Source organism: Desulfatiferula olefinivorans, assembly GCF_054657895.1.
In genome coordinates this window covers 123,312-142,212 of the sequence record NZ_BAAHXV010000009.1, presented here as the reverse complement: position 1 = coordinate 142,212, position 18,901 = coordinate 123,312, and the positions used below count along the sequence as shown (strand labels likewise).

The window sequence follows — 18,901 nt, the reverse complement described above, 5'->3', positions numbered from 1 at the left end:
ATAACTCGCTATGGTTTCGATGGTTCCGTCGGCTTTCACGGTTTCCGGAACGGCATTCACACCGGGAAGCAACGCCTCAATGATTGAACCCCTTGTATATCAAAACGAGGGCCATGAAAATAACATTTTATCGTAAGTCCGCCGTCCATCGCGGGCAACGCCGTTTCTCTGCAACATCACCCCCCGTTGCCGGAGAGGCCGGACAGGGTCAGGGCGGTGTCGATCAGGGCCAGGTGGCTGTATCCCTGGGGGAAATTGCCCAAAAGGCGCTTGGTTTCGAAATCGAGGTCTTCGCTGTAAAGGCCCAGGTGGTTGCTGTAGGATAACAGATCCGCGAACATCTTTTCGGCTTTGTCCGTTTCGCCGATTTTGTAGAGGCTTTTGATCAGCCAGAAGGTGCAGACGGTGAACGAGGATTTGGGCACGCCGAAATCGTCGGCGGTGCGGTAGCGGTACATCAGGCCGTTTCGGCAGAGCCGCTCTTCGGTGAGCCGGACGGTCTTTACGTAGCGGTGGTCGTCGGCCGAAATGAAACCGTAGTGTTCCATCAACAGGTTGGCCGCGTCGAGGAAGGGTTCGCCGTAGGACTGGGAAAAGGCTCCAAGCTCCTTGTGCCAGCCGTGCCGGAGGATGTCGTTGCGGATGGTGGCGGCCAGGGTCTCCCAGGCTTCCACGTAGTCGTCCCGGGAAAAGTATTGGGCGATCAGCCGGGCCCGGTCGATGGCCACCCAGCACAGCACTTTTGAAAAGGTGAAGTGCTTGGGATTTTTCCGGAACTCCCAGATGCCCCGGTCTTTTTTCCGCCAGTTGGCCTCCACGTGCCGGGCCAGGGTCCGGACCACGGTCCACAGTTCCTCCCGGCTTTCGATGGCTTCGCGTTTGAAGATCTTCAGGTACTGGTAGATGCAGTCGAGCATCACCCCGTAGATGTCGTTCTGCTTCTGCATATAGGCCGCGTTGCCCACCCGGACGGGCCCGGTGTTTTCGTAGCCGCACAGGGAGGTCAGGATCTTTTCCGTCAGCCGCTTCTGGCCCTTGATGCCGTACATGATCTGGATTTTCTCGTCCTTGAAGGGGATAATGCCCAGGATGAACTCGATGTAGCGCCGGGCCACGTTGTAATGGCCCAGACGGGTCAGGGCGGTCATGGTCATGGAGGCGTCCCGCAGCCAGCAGAAGCGGTAGTCCCAGTTGCGTTCGGCCCCGATTTCCTCGGGCAGGGAGGTGGTCACGGCGGCCAGGATGGCGCCGGTTTTCTGATAGGCCAGGAGCTTGAGCACCAGAGCGCTTCGAAGAATTTCCTCATTGAACCGGGGAAAAAGGCCGGACTTGGACGACCAGGACAGCCAGTACACCTTGGTCTTTTCGAATTCCAGGATGATGGTGTCCAAATGCAGAGGCTCCAGCTTCTGGTTGTAGCTGAACAGGAGGAAGGCGTCCTTGTCGATGACGATGGGGTCGTGACCGGCGATGGCCCCGTGGTCCAGGCTCGAATACAGGTAGAAGGATTCGTAGCTGCCCTGGGCCGTCACGGTCTTGATGTAGTCCCGGGAGAGGGTGGTGATCACGTCATGTTGGCTGTAGATGGGCCGGGGCCGGTAGCGGATCCGGATTTCAGGGGCTCCGGACAGGTGGCGGATAAAACGGATCAGGTCCGGGGGACAGTGGTGGCGGCCGGTGTCGGTCTTGTACAGGGGCATGAAATCGATGACCTCGAACCGGTCGGGGCCTTTTTCATAGCGGGTGACCAAAACGTTGGTTTTGGGGATGTAGCTCTGGGTCACCGCATACCCGTCGGGCAGGTCGAATCCGAAGTCGCCGCCCCTCTGTCGGTCGAGCAGGGCCGCAAACACCGAGGGCGACTCGAAGCTGGGAAGGCACAGCCATTCGATGTTTCCATCGCGCGTGACAAGCGCCGCGCTGGTGCCGTTGCCGATGATGCCGTAGTCGAGGGTCTCCATGTCACGCTCCTTTTTCGGGGTTTGGCCTGTGTCCGAAGGCCTGCCGGAGAAAGGCCCGGAATGCGGCGGGGTCGTCGATGCGATAGGGCGCCGCCGTTTCTCCCGGCCCGACCTTGATGTGAATGATCCGGGGGTCGGTGATCCGGAACATGCTTTCGTCGGTCACGTCGTCCCCGGCGCAGACCAGCCGGAGGTCTTTGTGCTGCTTGAGGAACCGCTCAACGGTGCAGCCCTTGTTGATCTGGATGGAACTGACTTCGACGATTTTCTTGCCGTGGTGGATTTCAACAGGCCGGTTGCTCATCATGGCCGACAGTTCGCTGACCAGCTGGTTGGCCTTCCACAGGCCGTATTCGGGATCGGACTGGCGGTAATGCCAGACGATGGAGGCGCTTTTCACCTCCACCGAACTGCCCGGCGTCACCCCGGCGTAATGGTTGAGCATGGTTCCGATCTGCTCCATCCAGGACAGGTCGGCCCGCTCGTCGAACACGCGGAAGGAGGTTTCGCCCCTGTGACGGACGTAATACCCGTGCTCGGCGATCAGGTTGACGTCGAACCTTGAAAACCAGGCGTCCATATCGTTTCGGGACCTTCCGCTGATGATGGACACGATCAGGTCGTCCCGTCTGTCCAGAAGCTCGAAAAGGGCGACAAGCTCGTCGTCCGGTGCAGCTTCGGCCGGGGTCGGCCGGAGGTCGCTGAGGGTGCCGTCGTAGTCGAGAAACAGGGCCAGGGGACGCTCCGGGGAAAAGGGCGGCAGAACGTCCACGGACATCGGTTTCTGGGGACTGTCCACAGTGTTGCTCGCCGCCGCTTTGTCCAGATCGGCAAGGAAGCGTTCGCCCCAGTGCCGGGCATCGTAGCGGAGGACCTTGGTGCGCATGGACGCGATGCGATGGGCCCGTTCCGCTTCGGTCATGGACAGCGCCGTTTCAATGGACTCGCTGACCTCGTTGATGTTGTATGGGTTGACGATCAGGGCGCTGGACAGTTCCTGGGCCGCTCCGGCAAATTCGCTGAGGATCAGCACCCCCGGATCCTCGTTCTGACAGGCCACGTATTCCTTGGCCACCAGGTTCATCCCGTCCACGGCCGGGGTGACGATGCAGACGTCGGCCAGGGAATACAGGGCGCAGAGTTCGACGAAGCTCACCGATTTATGGATGAAGTGCAGGGGCACGTTCTTGATGGTGGAAAACTTGCCGTTGATGTGGCTGACCTCGCTTTGCACGTCGTCGAGCAGGGCCTTGTATTCGTCGACCTCCTCCCGGGAGGGGACGCTGATGAACAGAAAGACCGCGTCGTCCCGTTCCGGCTGCCGGGCCAGAAAGGATTTGATGGCCTTGAGGCGCCGGAGGATGCCCTTGGTGTAATCCAGGCGCTCCACACTCAAAACGATTTTCTTGCCCCGGTAGGCGTCCCGGAAATCGGACCGGCAGACCCGGCAGGCCTCCGACGCCAGGGTGTCGAGGAATTTCTGTGAATCGATGCCGATGGGGTAGGCGTGGACCATGGCCCTGTGGTTGCCCGAGACGATGCTGTTCATTTCCGATTCCAGGCCCAGCACCCGAAGGACGGTGTTTCGGAAATGGCCCACATAGCCGAAGGTGTGAAAGCCGATGAGATCCGCCCCCAACAGCCCGTGCAGCAGCTGCTCCCGGTTGGGATTGCAGCGGAACGCTTCGCTGGAGGGAAAGGGGGTGTGCAGGAAAAATCCGATTTTCAGATCCGGCCGCAACTCCCTGATCATGGAGGGCAACAGCATCAGATGGTAGTCGTGCACCCAGACCACGTCCCCGGGGGCGGCCTGACGGACGACGGTTTCGGCGAACAGGCGGTTGACCCGCTGATACGCCTGGTACCAGCGTTCCTCGTAATGGCTGTAGGGAATCATGTAGTGCAGAAGGGGCCAGAGGCTGGAATTGGAAAAGCCGTTATAATAAAAATCCACCTCCTCTTCGCTCAGAAAGACGGGCTCGAAGTTGAATCGGGATCTCAGGGTCGCCGTGAGGTCGTCTTTTTCCGTCTCGTCGCGGGGAAAACCGCCGGGCCAGCCGATCCAGGTGATGTTCACGTGATGGCGGAAGCTTTCCAGGGCCGAGACCAGACCGCCGGAGGATTTGACGATGTCCGTCTTCGTGAGGGTGATGGGCAGCCGGTTGGATACGTTGATCAGATGGGTCATGTAAGGCTCTCCTTGTCCGGATTCTCCGGGCGCATCGGCGTGGACAGGGCCGAAAGGGCGCTGCCGATCAGGTTGGCCCGGGATATCCGGGACAGTTCGATCCGGCCGGGCGCAAGGCCAAGGTCCGGAAGCAGACGGCGAAGGGTTTCGAAAACCTGGTCGTTGTAACCGGGGGCCTTGAGGATCAGGGCGCCTTCGGTGACGATGCGGACCTGCGGCAGCGGGCCGGGGCCGTTCAGATAAAGGAGAAAACCCCCCAGGGCGGCGGCGGTCAGTCGTGCCGAGCGCCGGAGTACGGCTTGGGCCAGCCGCTTTTGCGGCGGCGGGCAGGGCAGGGACCCGTCGGCCCAGCCGGACAGCCGTGCCGAGCCTTCGTTCGGATCGATCCCCGACTCGGGACAGGCGGCGGCCATCAGCTGCGGCAGATACACCCCGGATACGGCTTTTTCGAACCGCTGGCGGCCGGGGTTGGTCGAGGCCCGGTCCACCGCATCGTCCCAGGCCGTCAGGAACGGCGGAGTGAAATTCCCAGATTCCAGATTCACGGGCAACGGCCCCAACGCCCGCTGATGTTCAGGCAGCCGGGCCAGGGCCGAGGCGTCGATGAATCCCGCCATGTTGGTGCCGGTGCCGACGACCAGGCCGATGACGGTGGCGGCCGGGTCGCTGAAACGTCCGGCCAGAAGGCCGGCCACGGTGTCGTTGATCACCGTGACCGAGGCACAGGCAAGACCGTGACGGGCCAAAGTGTCCATCAGAAGGCGGCCGACCTTTTGGTTGACCATGCCGGAAATGTCCACCCCTTTGGTCCAGCGGAGCAGCCGGGCGTCGCCGTCGGAGGTCTGTTCCGCCGGATAGGAAAAACAGTAGCCCAGGGGCAGGCCGACCTCGGGGTTCAGCTGCCGGATCAGTCGGGTCTGGAGGTCGAGAAATTCTGCCGATTCAAGGGTTCGGTCCTGCCTGACGGGCAGGTCTGTCTCACAGGGTCCCCGTTCGATGGTGACGCCGGAGGGGCCCACGGCGGCCAGGGCGGCCCGAAGGTGCGTTCCGCCGAAATCCAGCACCAGGGCCCGGCCACAGGGGGCGGACCCGACACGGACGAAGGTGGGCAGACAGGCAAGGGGCCCCCGGTCCGAGGCCAGGCTCAGATCCAGATCCTCCCTGAACCGCCGGGCGACGGCGATCAGTTGATCCTGATGAAGGTCAAAGTCGCGTTCGTTCATGATGGTCTCGTAAAATGTCATGATCGTTCTGGGGGCGCAGGCTCAATGAGGCCAACAGTTGGAATTTGTTCACTGTAGACCATGCGTCTCTCTGGCTCAAGGCCTTTTTTGCGGGTGGGAATCTCAGGGGGACGGATCTGTGGCATCGATTTCATTCGTAGGCAGATGGGTTGTGTTATGTGTGAAACCGATTGCCCAACGGTTGGTGGGAGAGTTGTTGCCGAGGCCCGCCTTTAAAGGGAAAACCGGTTCAAGATAACATTGGCTCAAATTATGCAAGTGACTTCATCGTATTTTACAATGTTCATTTTTATTAACCATAATAATGCAGGAGAGATCATGATTCGTTTTCGTTTGTTAGTGTTCTTTTTACTCTGCGCCGTTTTCGGCTCAGCCGGCTCGGCCATGGCCTTGTCCGTCACTGTCTCCGACAACCTCGCCGACAACCTTTATCTGACCTCAGGTACGACCGTCACCGGGTCTTTCGACATTACGCCGGAGCTGTTGCCCCAGGAGTTGTACAATGCCCCCTATGATATCCAGGGCGGGGCTTACACCTTTAATTTTATCGATGACTACGATCTTCGGTATGAAAGGACCTATACGACCGAGTGGAGTGGTCATGATAACAACAACCGTAACGAGACCTTTACACGCTCCCAGTACAAAGTGTTCGCTGATGATGCCGAAGGCATCACGCTTGAGGTGACGGACAATGTTTATACTGGTGGGACCAGCTATTTCTCCACGAATACCTACCGCGGCACCACGACGACCACCGATACCGACTGGTTCTGGTTTATTCCCCTGGATACGGACCGGTACGTCACCTATCATTACGACACGGTTAACGGCTACGGTGGTGAATTCTCCATCACCAACGCCCTCACCGACAGCGATATGCTGGCTCTGTCTTCCGGGGGAACCCTTGATTTTTCCATTATGGCTCAGGGGGATCTTTTCTACAGCAGCGGCACACTGACGGTGGATGTCAACGCCAATCCCGTTCCTGAACCTGCCACGCTGCTGCTTTTGGGCACCGGGCTCCTGGGAATAGCCGGGGCCAAAAGAAAACGCCGGTCCCATTAACGTCAGAAATAATAAAAATTGGTTCCGGGCATCTCTATCCCCCTTTGCTCGGAACCTTTTTTATACGCAATAACCCTCCGAGTTCCTCTTATTCCACGAAAAAATAATAAATGTTATTCAGGCTGTCAGCTTTACAACGAAATAAACGTGGGCTTTTTTTCTTTTTTGATTAAGGATTGAAAAAAAACAGTGTTCGTATTAACACATGATGAACTCAGTTCAATTCTTGACATCGCTGATCGCATGGTATAACAGTTGACAGCGCAGGTCGGTTATACGGCTGGTAAAATATATTCGATCCCATCCGGCCGCCACGCAGGGGTTTTCAAACGCATACATAACGAGACGGCAGGGGGCGCCGGAGCCCGTGACGTCAACGAACCGTGAATCACCGGAAGGACGGGTGCTCACCCCGACGACTGCGGATGCCCGCGGCCCATCGCGGCCGGGGTGACCCATGACATGAACGATGACACCGACAGGAAACGAGGAGGCGTGTATGAACGATTTCAGGGAAATCACACCGGGGGGTAGGCCGTTCGCCCGGATGTATCTTAATTTTATGCTCTGGTTCGTGGGCCGGGCCATCCAGGCCGCCGCGAAACAGGACCCGGCTGTCCGGCGGGAATTCGAGGAACTTCCCGACCGTTTTGCCTTTACGCTGACCGCTGCCCCGAACGGCCCGTCCATGGTGGTGGGCAAGGACGAAACGGGCCGGGTCAGGTATCTGGGGCATCGGCCCGACGACCAGGATCTGAATGTCCGGATGACCATCAAGAGCATGGAGGGCCTCTTTGTCCTGTTTACCTTCCGGGAAAGCACCCCGACGGCCAACGCCAGGGATCGCCTGTTCGTCGAAGGCAACCTGCCGGAAGCCTGCGCCGTGGTGCGGATTCTCGACATCGTCCAGGTCTATCTTCTTCCCAAGCCCGTGGCCAAACTGGCCATCAAGCGGTATCCCCGGTGGTCCTTCAAACGGCATACCTGGGATCGGGCCATGGTTTATCTGCGAACAATCATCGGTTTTTAAAAGGAGGGAGATCTTATTATGACTCTACCCGATCATTTCGAATTCATGTGTCCAACCAAAACCGGGTCCGGTTCCAAGGCCCTGGAACATCTGCCGGGGGACCTGACGGCCCTGAACGCCGGAAAGCCGTTGATCATCACCGACAAGAAAAGCACGGAAAAAGGCCTCGTCAAACAGATCACCAAGGCCTTCCGCACCTCGGGCATGACCCTGGGGGTCTTTGACGGTGTGGACCTGACCGCCGATATGGAGACGGTCAGAAATCTATGCTCCCTTTACATGGATCGGGGCTTTGACGCGATCATGGCCCTGGGCCAGGGGCGCACGGTGGATCTGGCCAAGGTGGTGAACATCGCCGTGTCCGGCAAACCCGAAGACCTCAAACGCTGCCGTGACACCGGAACCCTTGATCATCCGCTGAAACCTTTTGTGTACATCCCGCTGGGGCCGGGCACGGGGCGGGAGTGCTCCGGCGATGTCGCCTTTGGCGATCTGGCCTGTTCGTCACCCTACCTGATGCCCGATCTGGTGACCATCGATCCCCGGATGCTTAACGACGAAGACCCGGTGGCCTATATGACCACGGGTATGGCCTCCCTGACCTATGCCGCTGAAGCCTATGCCGACCCTCAAAGCAATCCCTTCTGCGAAAGTTACGCCCAGCTGGTTGTTTCCGGCGTCATGGAAAACCTCCTTCCGGTGTGCCGGGCGGCTTGTGCCGCCAAAGGTCTGGTCAAACGGACGATAGACGGTCTGTCCCTGAAAAAAGACCGCCTGGCCCTGGTCAACGCCCTGTGCATGGCCGGTTATGTCTACGCCAACAGCCCCAGGGGTCTGGCCGCCCGTCTGGGGCTCGCCGTCAGCGACCGCTGTGACGCGGATGCCGCCGTTGCCATGGGCATTATGCTGCCCTACGTCCTGGAATACCATGCCCATCGTGAGGGGCGGGATCTTTCGAAAATCATGCGGCCCATGGCCGGGCTCGATCTGTACTGCAGCACCCCGCAAGGCCAGCGTTTTGACAGCGCCATGGGCAAAATCAGGCATATCCAGAACGAGATGTTCGTGCTGACCGACGCCGAAATCCCCCGAACCCTGGAGGACGCGGGATTGTCCAGGGATGCGTTCGGAGCCGTCGCCGATCAGGTGGCTGCACAGATTCCGGAGCAGGATGTGCGTAACGCCTGCCTGACCATTCTCGAACACGCCTTCGACGGCAAACCGGTAACCCTTTAGGGACAAGGAGGCATTTATGCGATTACCCGATTATTACGAATACTGCTGCCGCGTGAAAACCGTGGCAGGGCATGACGCACTTGAAAAAATTCCAGGACTGCTTTCGGTGCTGCACGCCGAACGGCCTATGATTATTACCGACAAGGGTGTGGTCGCCGCCGGACTGATCGATGTGGTGACCGAAGCCCTCGAAGGACGGCTGACCATCGGATCCATCGAGGACGATGTGCCTCCGGATTCGGATCTGAAGGTGGTGAATCATCTGGCCCGGGTCTATGTGGAAAAGGGCTGCGATTCCATCATCGCCGTGGGGGGCGGATCGGTGCTTGACACGGCCAAGGGGGTGAACATCATTGTGTCGGAAAACGCCGACGACCTGATGAAATTCACCGGTGCCGGGGCCCTGAAGAAACGCCTGAAACCCCTGGTGGCCGTGCCCACCACCGCCGGGACCGGATCGGAAGTGACCCTGGTGGCCGTGATCGCCGACCATGAGAAAAACCGGAAGATGCTGTTCACCTCCTACTTCCTGCTGCCGGACATCGCCGTGATCGATTCGCGCATGACCCTCACCCTGCCGCCCTTTCTCACGTCCCAGACCGGCATGGACGCCATGACCCACGCGGTGGAGGCCTACACCTGCCTGGGCAAGAACCCCATCAGCGATGCCTGCGCCCTTTCGGCCATCACCCTGATCGCGAACAACATCCTTTCGGCCGTCACCGACCCCGGCAACAAGGACGCCCGTCTGGCCCTGGCCACCGCCGCCACCCTGGCGGGCATGGCCTTCTCCAACTCCATGGTGGGCATGGTGCACACCCTGGGGCACAGTGTGGGCGCGGTCTGCCATGTTGCCCACGGTACCTGCATGTCCATTCTTCTGCCCTACGGCCTGGAATACAACATGCACAAAAACGGGTCGGAATCCGGGGAACTTCTGTATGCCCTGGCCGGGGAAAAGGTGTTCGCACGGACCCCGAAGGATCAGCGGCCGCGAAAAACCGTCGAGTACATCCGGGCCCTGAACCAGGCCCTGTACGATGCCACAGGCGGAAAACATCCGCGGAGTCTTTCGGAAATCATGGGCCGTGACGGAAAACCCATGGTTCCCCGGAGCAAACTTTCGGACATCGCCAAGGTGGCCCAGGGTGACGCGTCGATTTTCTACAACCCCGAAGACCTGGATTACGATGACCTTCTGATGGTGCTGGAGACGGCCTGGGAGGGGAGCCCCCTGGACCAGGGTAAAATCAAGAAAGGGTAGCAATCACTAAGGAGGGGAATCCGATGAAACGAAACGGCTACATGGGCAAAATTCTCATGGTGGATCTGACCGACGGGTCGATCCGTGAGGAAGTGCTGCCTGACTCGGTGTATCAGAAATACCTGGGGGGCCTGGGACTGGGCGCCCATATGCTTTACACGCGCATTCCGGCGGGGGCCGACCCCCTGGGGCCGGACAACATGCTGGGTTTTCTTCCCGGTCTCCTCACCGGAACGGGGAGCCTGTTCACCGGCCGCTGGATGGTGGTGGGCAAATCCCCGCTGACCGGCGGATGGGGCGACGCCAACTGCGGCGGCACCTTTTCACCGGAAATCAAGCGCTGCGGCTATGACGGGATCTTCGTCACGGGCATCAGCCCCAAGCCCGTGTATCTGTACGTGGACGGCCACACCCGGGAACTGCGTGACGCCGCAGAGGTCTGGGGCAAGGATGCGGTGGAAACCGAAGAATTCCTTCAGGCCAACGCCAAACCCACCGGCAAGAAACCCAAGGTGGTCTGCATCGGCCCTGCCGGAGAGAAAGTCTCTTTGATTTCAGGGATTTCAACGGACAAAGGCCGCATGGCCGCCCGGTCCGGCCTGGGGGCCGTCATGGGCGCCAAACGCCTGAAGGCCATTGTGCTGTCCGGCCAGAAACGCATTGAACCCCACAACCGGGAGGAGATGAAACGGCTGAGCCGGATCTGCAACAACTGGGTCAAATTCCAGCCGCCCTTCGTTACCGGTCCCATGACCGCCTTTGTGGGGGCCCTTCTGCGTATCATGCCCACGGTGCTCACCCAGGACGGCATGCTGTACAAAATTCTTCTGAAAAAATGGGGCACGGTGTCCATGAACCAGATGTCACCTGAAATGGGCGACGCCCCCATCAAAAATTGGAAGGGCAGTTCCAAGGACTGGGGCTTCCGGAAAAGCTATTCGTCCAACCCCGATGTGTTCACCAAATGTGAAACCGTCAAATTCCACTGCTATTCCTGTCCCCTGGGATGCGGCGGGATATGCACCATGGACGGCAAGTACAGCCACACCCACAAGCCCGAATACGAAACCGTGCTGAGTCTGGGCGGGTTCTGCATGAACAAGGACGTGGACAGCATCTTCTACCTGAACGAGCTGCTTAACCGGGCGGGCATGGACACCATTTCCGCCGGACATGCCGTGGCCTTCGCCCTGGAATGTTATGAAGCGGGCATTCTCACCAAAGAGGACACCGGCGGCCTGGATCTTTCCTGGGGCAATTCGGACGCCATCGTCGCTCTGATCGAGAAAATGGTCAAACGGGAAGGCATCGGCCATGTGCTGGCCGACGGGGTCAAGCAGGCGGTGCTCCGGATCGGCAAAGGCAGCGAGGCGTTCGCCGTCCATGCCGGGGGCCAGGAGCCGGCCATGCACGATTCAAGGAATGATCCGGGCTTTGCCCTCCATTACAGCGTGGAGCCTACGCCGGGCCGTCATACCCTGGGGTCCCATCTGTATTACGAGATGTACCAGCTGTGGAAGGTGGTCAAGGGCATCCCCTGGATTCCGCCCATGTACCTGAAGGGCAGCAAGTACAAGAATCCCGAACGCCAGGCGGCCATCGGGGCGGTGAACAGCCGGTTCATGACCCTGGTCAACTGCACCGGGGCCTGTCTGTTCGGATCGTTCATCGGCGCCAAACGGTTCCGTCTGTTCGACTGGATGAACGCCGCCACGGGCTGGCGTCTCAGCCCCAACGACTACATGGATCTGGCCGGAGACATCCACACGGTCAAGCAGGCCTTCAACGTCAAGCACGGCATCGAACCGAAAGACTGCAAGATCAGCGACCGGGCCCTGGGCCGTCCCGCCCAGAACGAAGGGGCCAACAAGGGTCGGACCATCGAGATCGAGGCGATGATGACCCATTACTGGCAGGCATTCGGCTGGGATCCGGAAACCGGCAAACCCGGCAAGGACGTCATGCAGAAACTCAGCGACGTGGCTTAGGAGGACATCATGGCATATTTCATAACAGACGACTGTATCGGCTGCATGTCCTGCGCCCGGCTCTGCCCCGCCGGTGCGATCCGGGGCGCCAAAAAGGAACGGCACGCCATCGCGGAGGATCTGTGTATCGAATGCGGCACCTGCGGCCGTATCTGTCCGAAGAACGCGGTGGAAGACCCTTTTGGCCTTCGGGTGACAAGCGAGAAGAAAAAAGACTGGAAAAAACCTGCGTTTACCCTCAAGGTCTGCATGGCCTGCGGCATGTGTGTGGACGTTTGCCCCGTGGGCTGCCTGGCCCTTGGGCTTCCGACGGGCAAAGACAAAACCGCTTATCCCGAACTGATCAACGCCGGGGCCTGCCTGAGCTGCGGTTTCTGCGTCCGTGAATGTCCGGTGGACGCCGTCACTCTGATGCCTCCCGCCGACGAGCCCATGGCCAAGGCCGTTTAGGGTTTTTCGTCACGACGTATGAGGCCTCAGCCCCGCCGTGATCCCGACCCCGCCGTCACGTTCGTTCCCGACCCCGTGAACGAACGTGACGGCACTTTTCATCATGACCCTTTCCGGCCCCAGGGTCATCGCATGTTTCATATTCTTGAAGAAAAGCAAAAAAACGGCCTTCGTGAGAATCTCACCGGATTGATCTCAGATCAATCCTGTCGACGTAAACACGTCATCCCTGCCAGCAGGAAATACACCGCTTGAACACACGACACCCTCTTTTTTCTCATGGTCAAACCATTCAACCACCCGGTCGCTGCGACGAAGAAAATGGGGGTTGTCAATCCCTGACACACGGCATTTCTGAACCGCTCCCCACAGGGCATGACCCATGGGTCGTGCGGGATAGACATGCGATTGCCCTGTGACCGGCCCCAGGGCAATCTCTGTGTCTTGGTGTCTCCGTGAGAAAACAAAAAGACCGGCTCCCCTTCGGGGAAGCCGGTTTAAGTACTCTCACAGAGACACAAAGCCACGGAGAAAAGCCGGACATGCCGGGGCATGTCGCACGGTACCGCTCATCGGAATGGGGCGGATGCCCCCGGCACATGCGATTGCCCTGTGACCGGCCCCCTTCCCCCTTGTGCTTTGGCCGGGTTCTGGTGTATTATTTCAAACATTCACACGATGTATCCGGGCTGCCTGTCGTTTGGTCACTGATTCGGCCGGCATGACGACCCCGTTATCCTCAAACCGCGACCGCCCTATGACGCTTTGTGCGATCATGGGGGGAAGACACTTCTTTTTTGAAGCATCTGACGAAACCTTTCAAAAAAATCACGGGCCTGTATCGGACCACGGCGATGCTTCTGATTCCGGCGGCGGCTTTTTTTTGTCTGATGTCCGGGACGGCGGGGCCGGGTCTGGCCGCTTCCCCGGATCAGGCGGTTCTTACGGTTCAGGCCGATCGCGATGGCCTCCTCAGGCCGGACCGTCCGGTGGGAGGCGGCGGGTCCCGGCTCTGGAAAGCCGGCGCGCTTTCCAGCGTGATTCTTTTGGGACTGCTTATCCTTGGCGTATTTCAGCGTCGGGACCTCAGGCGGCATGTGGCCGATCTTGAAGCCGTGAGGCGGGAGATGCTCGAACAGACCGAGTTGCTCCGTCTGGCCACCGAGGCCACCCATGCCGGGGTCTGGGATTACCATGCCGACCGGCAGAGCACATTCCTGAGCGCCCAGTGGCTTGTCATGCTCGGTTACCCGGCCCGTGAGCGGGACATGCCCTGGAAGGAATTTCGAGCCCTGATCCATCCGGAGGACCGCCCCTCACTGGAGGCGTCCCTGGCGATTTTTCTGGAGGGGGGCGGCCATGGGTTTTTCGAGATTGAATTCCGCCTGCTTCGGGCCGACGGATCCTGGAACTGGGTGCTGTCCAAAAGCAAGGTGGTGGGCCGGGATCACTCGGGCCGGCCGGAACGGATCATCGGCCTGGATGTGAACATCCAGACCCTCAAGACGGCACAGTTGGAGATGAAGAAAAACGACGCCGTGTTCCGGGCGATTTTCGAAAACGCCCCTTATGCCATCGTGATCAGCCGTCTTTCGGACGGACGCTACCTGGACGCCAATCCGGCCTTTCTGAAGAGCCGGGGCCTGACCCGGGACGATCTGCCCACGCTGAACTTCAGGGAACATGCCCGGATTTCATCCGAAGAGGCCGATGCGGTGATCCATACCCTCATGACGGAAGGGTCGATTTCCCATCGGGAAGTCAGCGTGACGGACCCCGACGGTCGTATCCGCCACCTTTCGTTTTCCTCGGTTCTCATGGACATCGACGGACAGCAGCAGGTGCTGTCCATGACCGTGGATCTGACGGAACAGAAGACGGTCGAACTGGCACTGAAAAAGAGTGAGGAACGGTTCCGGTCCCTGTTCCGGTTCGCCCCCATTCCCCTGATCTCCATGGGTCTTGACGGCTCCGTTCTGGCCATCAACGATCGGCTGACACAGGTGCTGGGCTATGAGATCAACGACTTTCCCGATGAAGACGCCTGGTGGACCACCATCTATCCCGACCCCGCCTATCGCCTGGACGTCCGTCGGCGCTGGGATGCCGCCGTGAACAAGGCCCTGGCCCGGAAAAGCGGAATCGAATCCGATGAATGCCGGGTGACCTGTCGGGACGGCCGGGTGCTGTCCATGATCGTCGAAGCCAACGTGATCGGCGATATCCTTCTGGTCAGCTTTTTCGACATCACCGAGGCACGGCTGAAGGAATCGGCCCTCAGGGAAAGCATGGAACAGCTCCGGGCCACCTTCAACGCCACCACCGACGGGATTCTGGTGGTCAGTCAGGATCTGAAGGTCATTCAGGCCAACAGGCAGTTTTACGCCATGTGGCGGATTCCGCCGGAACTTCAGGCCACGGACGACGATGCGGTTCTGCGGGACTTCGTCAAGGACCAGCTGGCCGATCCCCCGGGATTTGCCGCCATGGTTCAGTCGCTGTACCACAGCCGGACCCAGGCGATGTATGAACTGCCCATGGCCGACGGCCGGGTGTTTGAATGTTATACCGCGCCGATGATCATGGACGATCGGGAAATCGGGAGGGTCTGGGATTTTCGTGATATTTCCGAACGGAAACGGGCCGAAGAGTACAAAGAAACCCTCCAGGCCCAGCTTCATCAATCCAAAAAACTCGAAGCGGTGGGTATTCTGGCCGGCGGGGTGGCCCATGATTTCAACAACATGCTGGGGGCCATTACCGGCTATGCCGAACTGGCTCTGGAGGGCATGGCCCAGGAAGATCCTTTCCGTAAAAACCTTGAGCGTATTCTCGATGCGGCCCGGCGTTCGGCCGATCTGACCCGGCAGCTTCTGGCCTTTGCCCGCAAGCAGACCATCGAACCGGTGGTTCTGGATCTCAACCAGGCCATCGAAAGCATTCTGTCCATGGTCCGGCGGATTATCGGAGAAAACATCGAGCTGATCTGGCTGCCCTGTCCGGATCCCTGCCCGGTGAAGATGGACCCCTCCCAGCTTGACCAGATCCTGATCAATCTTTGTGTGAACGCCCGGGACGCCATCGACGATGTGGGCCGTCTGACCATTGAAACAACGATCGAGTCCCTGGACGAGAAAGACTGTGCGCGTTATGCCGAATGCCTTCCGGGAGACTATGCCCTGCTGGCGGTCAGTGACAGCGGCTGGGGCATGGATGCCGAAACCCTGGCCCATATTTTCGAACCCTTTTACACCACCAAGGGACTGGGGCAGGGGACGGGCATGGGGCTGGCCACGGTGTACGGCATCGTCAAGCAGAACGGCGGGGCGATTTCGGTGGCCAGCGGGCCGGGGCAGGGCGCCCGGTTCCGTATCCATATCCCCAAAGCCGGGACGGCCATACCTGTGCCCCGGCCCGACATCATGGACGGCATCCCCCACGGGCGGGGCGAGACCATTGTGATCATCGAGGATGATCCGACCCTCCTGGAACTGTGCACCATGATGCTTGACCAGCTGGGGTACACCGTTCTGGCGGCGGGCTCACCGACCGACGCCCTTGATCTGATCAGGACCCATGAAGGCCCCATCGATTTGATTATCACCGATGTGATCATGCCGGGGATGAACGGCCGGGAACTGGCGGATCGGATCGAGTCTCTCCGCCCGGGAATCCGCCGGCTGTTCATGTCGGGTTACACCGCCGACGCCATCACCCATCAGGGGGTTCTTGAGGTCGGGGTGCATTTCATCCAGAAACCCTTCGGCCTGAAACCCCTGGCCGTCAAGATCCGTGAAACTCTGGGATAGCCCCTGTCTCTTTACCCCTTCGCCCCGATCGCGTGCACAATCTTTCCACATTTTTTTCACATTTTTTCGTATCGAACTGTGTTAGGGTCAGGATCGACACAACGGCCCGGCTCAGACGGGCCCCCATTGACACAGCCAAGGTGAACCATGAACATCAAACCATGCAGCGGCTTTCTTTTTTTTACAAGTCTTCTCTGCGGACTGATCCTGGGGGGCGCGTGCCGGAGCGAGGCGGCCCAGGCCCTTTCCCTGGATCAGGCGGTGGCCCTGTCCCTGTCCTGCAATCAGGATCTAAGGATAGCCGAAGAAAAGGTGAGGGCCTCGGAGCTTTCCCGATCCCGTGACCGGGCCGATTATCTGCCCACCCTTTTGGCCGGAGCGGGCATGGATGTGGCAAGAAACGCCCGATCCACGCCGTCGGATAAGACTTATCGGACCCTGTCGGCGTCCTTGTCGTCGACGCTGAATCTGTTCAAGGGGTTCGAGGATCAGGCCTCCCTTCGGAAATCCGAATACGCCCTGCACGCCGAGCGGGACACCCGGGCCCGGACCCGCCAGAGCGTGATCTTCGACACCGTGACCGCCTACCTGGAAACCCTGAGCCGCCGGGAACGGATTGCGGTGGCTGAGCAGAATCTTGCGGATCACCTGAAGCAGCTCGAGCAGATCGAGGCGTTCTGCACGGCCGGACGACGGCCGCTGACCGATCTTTACCAGCAGCAGGCCCAGGCCGCCGACGCCCGGCTGGGCCTGGTCAACGCCGTCGAGGCCTATCGGGTCAAGCGTCTTGAACTCACCGAGATCATCGGTCTTCCCCTGTCGACCGAGATCGATGTCACGGACCGCATGGACGCCCTGGGGCCCCTTGATCTGCCCGACACGCCGGAGCCGCTGATTCGTCAGGCCCTGGAAAAACGTCCGGATCTGTTTGCCCTGAAAAATAAAATCTGGTCCGCGGACATGGCGGTCACCGAAGCCCGGTCGGGTTACTTCCCCACCGTGAACATGACTGCCGAGCTGGGCAGTTCCTGGTCGAGTCTGGACGAGGCCGACGCCTCGGACCAGTGGGGCGATGACAACCTGACGGCCCGGGTGGGGGTGAATGTGAGTCTGCCCCTGTTCGATCGGCGGGTGACCCAGACTAATGTGGCCCAGGCCGGCGTGTCAAACCGCATCACGCGCCTTGAATACGAGAAGCTGGTCCGTCGGATCGGCGTTCAGATCGGCCAGGCCTTTGCCGAATACCAGGCGGCCCTGAGTCGGGTCGAGGTCACGGAACACCAGATGACCTATGCGGCCAAGGCCCTGGAATCGACCCGCCTGCGCTACACGTCCGGGGCCGCCACCCTGACCGAACTGTCCGGGGCCCAGACCGTCTATACCGAAGCCCGTTACAACACGGTCGACGCCGGTCTGAACCGGGTGATCCAGGCCCTGAGCCTGGCCTTTTACCGGGGGGATCTGGACGAGACCTTTCAGATGAAAGAAGGCACACCATGAACAGGAAAAGTCGGATCGGCCTTATCATTGCGGCTGCGGCAGCCGGGGGAATGATGCTCTGGGGCTGGAACGCCGCCGGACCTTCTGAAGAAAAAGAGCGTGAGACCGGAATCCTTCAGCAGCAGACCGTGACCCGGGGGGATCTGGAAACCCTGGTGTCGAGTACCGGAACCCTGGTCGCCGTGGGGACGGTGGATATCGGCACCCAGGTGTCGGGGACCATCGACCGGGTGCTGGTCGATTACAATGACCGGGTCAGCCGGGATCAGGTGCTGGCGGTCCTTGACCTGTCGTTGTTCGAGGCGGCCGTCGACGAGGCCCGGGCCGGTCTGATCCAGGCCCGGGCGCGGCTCAAACAGGCCCGGGCCGAACTGGCCCGTAACCGTGATCTTTTCGAGAGCGGCAATCTGTCGGCCCAGGAATACCTGGATCTCGAGACCGCCGTGGAATTGAACCGGGCCGGGGTACTTTCCGCCGAGGCCACCCTGAAACGCGCCCAAAGCAACCTCGACAACGCCACCATCGCATCTCCCATCGACGGCACGGTGATCACCCGGAGCATCGAGGCCGGGCAGACCGTGGCGGCCAGCTACAGCACGCCGACCCTGTTCGTCATTGCCGAGGACCTTTCCCGCATGCAGATCGAGGCCGATGTGGATGAAAGCGATATCGGGCTGGTCCGCCTGGATCAGAGGGTCCGCTTCACGGTTCAGGCCTATCCCGACGAGGTGTTCGGCGGGGTGGTCACCCAGATTCGTCTGAATCCCAAAACCGTGTCCAATGTGGTGACCTACACCGTGATGGTCGATGCGGACAATCGTGAGGGACGTCTGCTGCCGGGCATGACGGCCACCACGGATTTTGTGGTGGCCCGGGCGGAGGCGGTGCTTTTGGTTCCCAACGCGGCGTTACGGTTCCGGCCGGAGCATGCACCGGAGACAGGAAGGGGGCCCGGGGTCTATGTGCCTCGGGCGGACGGGGGCCTGCGGCGGATTGCGGTGACCCCGGGAATCAGCGACGGGGTTCTCACGGCCGTCGACGGCGAAACGGAGTTGGCCGAAGGTATGGCGGTGATCACGGGGCGGACGCTGGAGAAAAATACGGCGAAAAAAGGACTGTTGTCCCGGCTGACGCCCCCGCGGCCCGGCCACCCGAGACGATGA

12 protein-coding genes are annotated in these 18,901 nt (G+C 60.0%); 9 read left to right on the top strand and 3 right to left on the bottom strand.

All coding sequences use genetic code 11. The features are described from left to right. Positions 1 to 176 precede the first annotated feature (176 nt). From ACYQ11_RS08980 to ACYQ11_RS08970, 3 genes are read right to left on the bottom strand one after another with little or no spacing between them, the layout of a single operon-like run. Positions 177 to 1,961, bottom strand: coding sequence for a glycoside hydrolase family 15 protein (locus ACYQ11_RS08980; protein WP_459923441.1), 1,785 nt, complete (start codon positions 1,959 to 1,961; stop codon positions 177 to 179). A gap of 1 nt (position 1,962) precedes the next feature. Continuing rightward, complete coding sequence (locus ACYQ11_RS08975) at positions 1,963 to 4,149, bottom strand: bifunctional alpha,alpha-trehalose-phosphate synthase (UDP-forming)/trehalose-phosphatase (protein ID WP_459923440.1); 2,187 nt, start codon at positions 4,147 to 4,149, stop codon at positions 1,963 to 1,965. Further along, entirely contained in the window at positions 4,146 to 5,372 is a 1,227-nt protein-coding gene (locus ACYQ11_RS08970) for a hexokinase family protein (protein ID WP_459923439.1), read from the bottom strand. Before ACYQ11_RS08970 ends, ACYQ11_RS08975 begins: the two co-directional genes overlap by 4 nt. A gap of 339 nt (positions 5,373 to 5,711) precedes the next feature. On the opposite strand from ACYQ11_RS08970, the gene ACYQ11_RS08965 reads away from it, so the two are divergent. The 9 genes from ACYQ11_RS08965 to ACYQ11_RS08925 all read left to right on the top strand — a co-directional run bounded on the left by ACYQ11_RS08965 (position 5,712) and on the right by ACYQ11_RS08925 (position 18,901). Next, on the top strand, positions 5,712 to 6,461 hold the full coding sequence (locus tag ACYQ11_RS08965; RefSeq protein ID WP_459923438.1) for a PEP-CTERM sorting domain-containing protein: 750 nt from the start codon (positions 5,712 to 5,714) through the stop codon (positions 6,459 to 6,461). A gap of 499 nt (positions 6,462 to 6,960) precedes the next feature. Next, positions 6,961 to 7,491 carry a hypothetical protein gene (locus ACYQ11_RS08960; protein WP_459923437.1) on the top strand — a complete coding sequence of 177 codons (531 nt, stop codon included), beginning with the start codon at positions 6,961 to 6,963 and terminating at the stop codon, positions 7,489 to 7,491. Between the two features lie 18 nt (positions 7,492 to 7,509). Further along, the gene (locus ACYQ11_RS08955) at positions 7,510 to 8,727 is read left to right on the top strand and encodes an iron-containing alcohol dehydrogenase (RefSeq protein ID WP_459923436.1); all 1,218 of its coding nucleotides are present in this window, start codon (positions 7,510 to 7,512) and stop codon (positions 8,725 to 8,727) included. Between the two features lie 16 nt (positions 8,728 to 8,743). Continuing rightward, positions 8,744 to 9,991 (top strand): iron-containing alcohol dehydrogenase, encoded by a 1,248-nt coding sequence (locus ACYQ11_RS08950; RefSeq protein ID WP_459923435.1) that lies wholly within the window; start codon positions 8,744 to 8,746, stop codon positions 9,989 to 9,991. A gap of 23 nt (positions 9,992 to 10,014) precedes the next feature. Further along, positions 10,015 to 11,979, top strand: a complete 1,965-nt coding sequence (locus tag ACYQ11_RS08945; protein ID WP_459923434.1) for an aldehyde ferredoxin oxidoreductase family protein — start codon at positions 10,015 to 10,017, stop codon at positions 11,977 to 11,979. 9 nt (positions 11,980 to 11,988) lie between these two features. Further along, complete coding sequence (locus tag ACYQ11_RS08940) at positions 11,989 to 12,429, top strand: 4Fe-4S dicluster domain-containing protein (RefSeq protein ID WP_459923433.1); 441 nt, start codon at positions 11,989 to 11,991, stop codon at positions 12,427 to 12,429. A gap of 797 nt (positions 12,430 to 13,226) precedes the next feature. Next, positions 13,227 to 16,238, top strand: coding sequence for a PAS domain S-box protein (locus tag ACYQ11_RS08935; protein WP_459923432.1), 3,012 nt, complete (start codon positions 13,227 to 13,229; stop codon positions 16,236 to 16,238). A 147-nt stretch (positions 16,239 to 16,385) separates the two neighbouring features. Beyond that, positions 16,386 to 17,738 carry a TolC family protein gene (locus tag ACYQ11_RS08930; RefSeq protein WP_459923431.1) on the top strand — a complete coding sequence of 451 codons (1,353 nt, stop codon included), beginning with the start codon at positions 16,386 to 16,388 and terminating at the stop codon, positions 17,736 to 17,738. Further along, a complete protein-coding gene (locus tag ACYQ11_RS08925; RefSeq protein ID WP_459923430.1) occupies positions 17,735 to 18,901 on the top strand; it encodes an efflux RND transporter periplasmic adaptor subunit in 1,167 nt (388 codons plus the stop codon). The genes ACYQ11_RS08930 and ACYQ11_RS08925 overlap by 4 nt, the downstream gene beginning before the upstream one ends.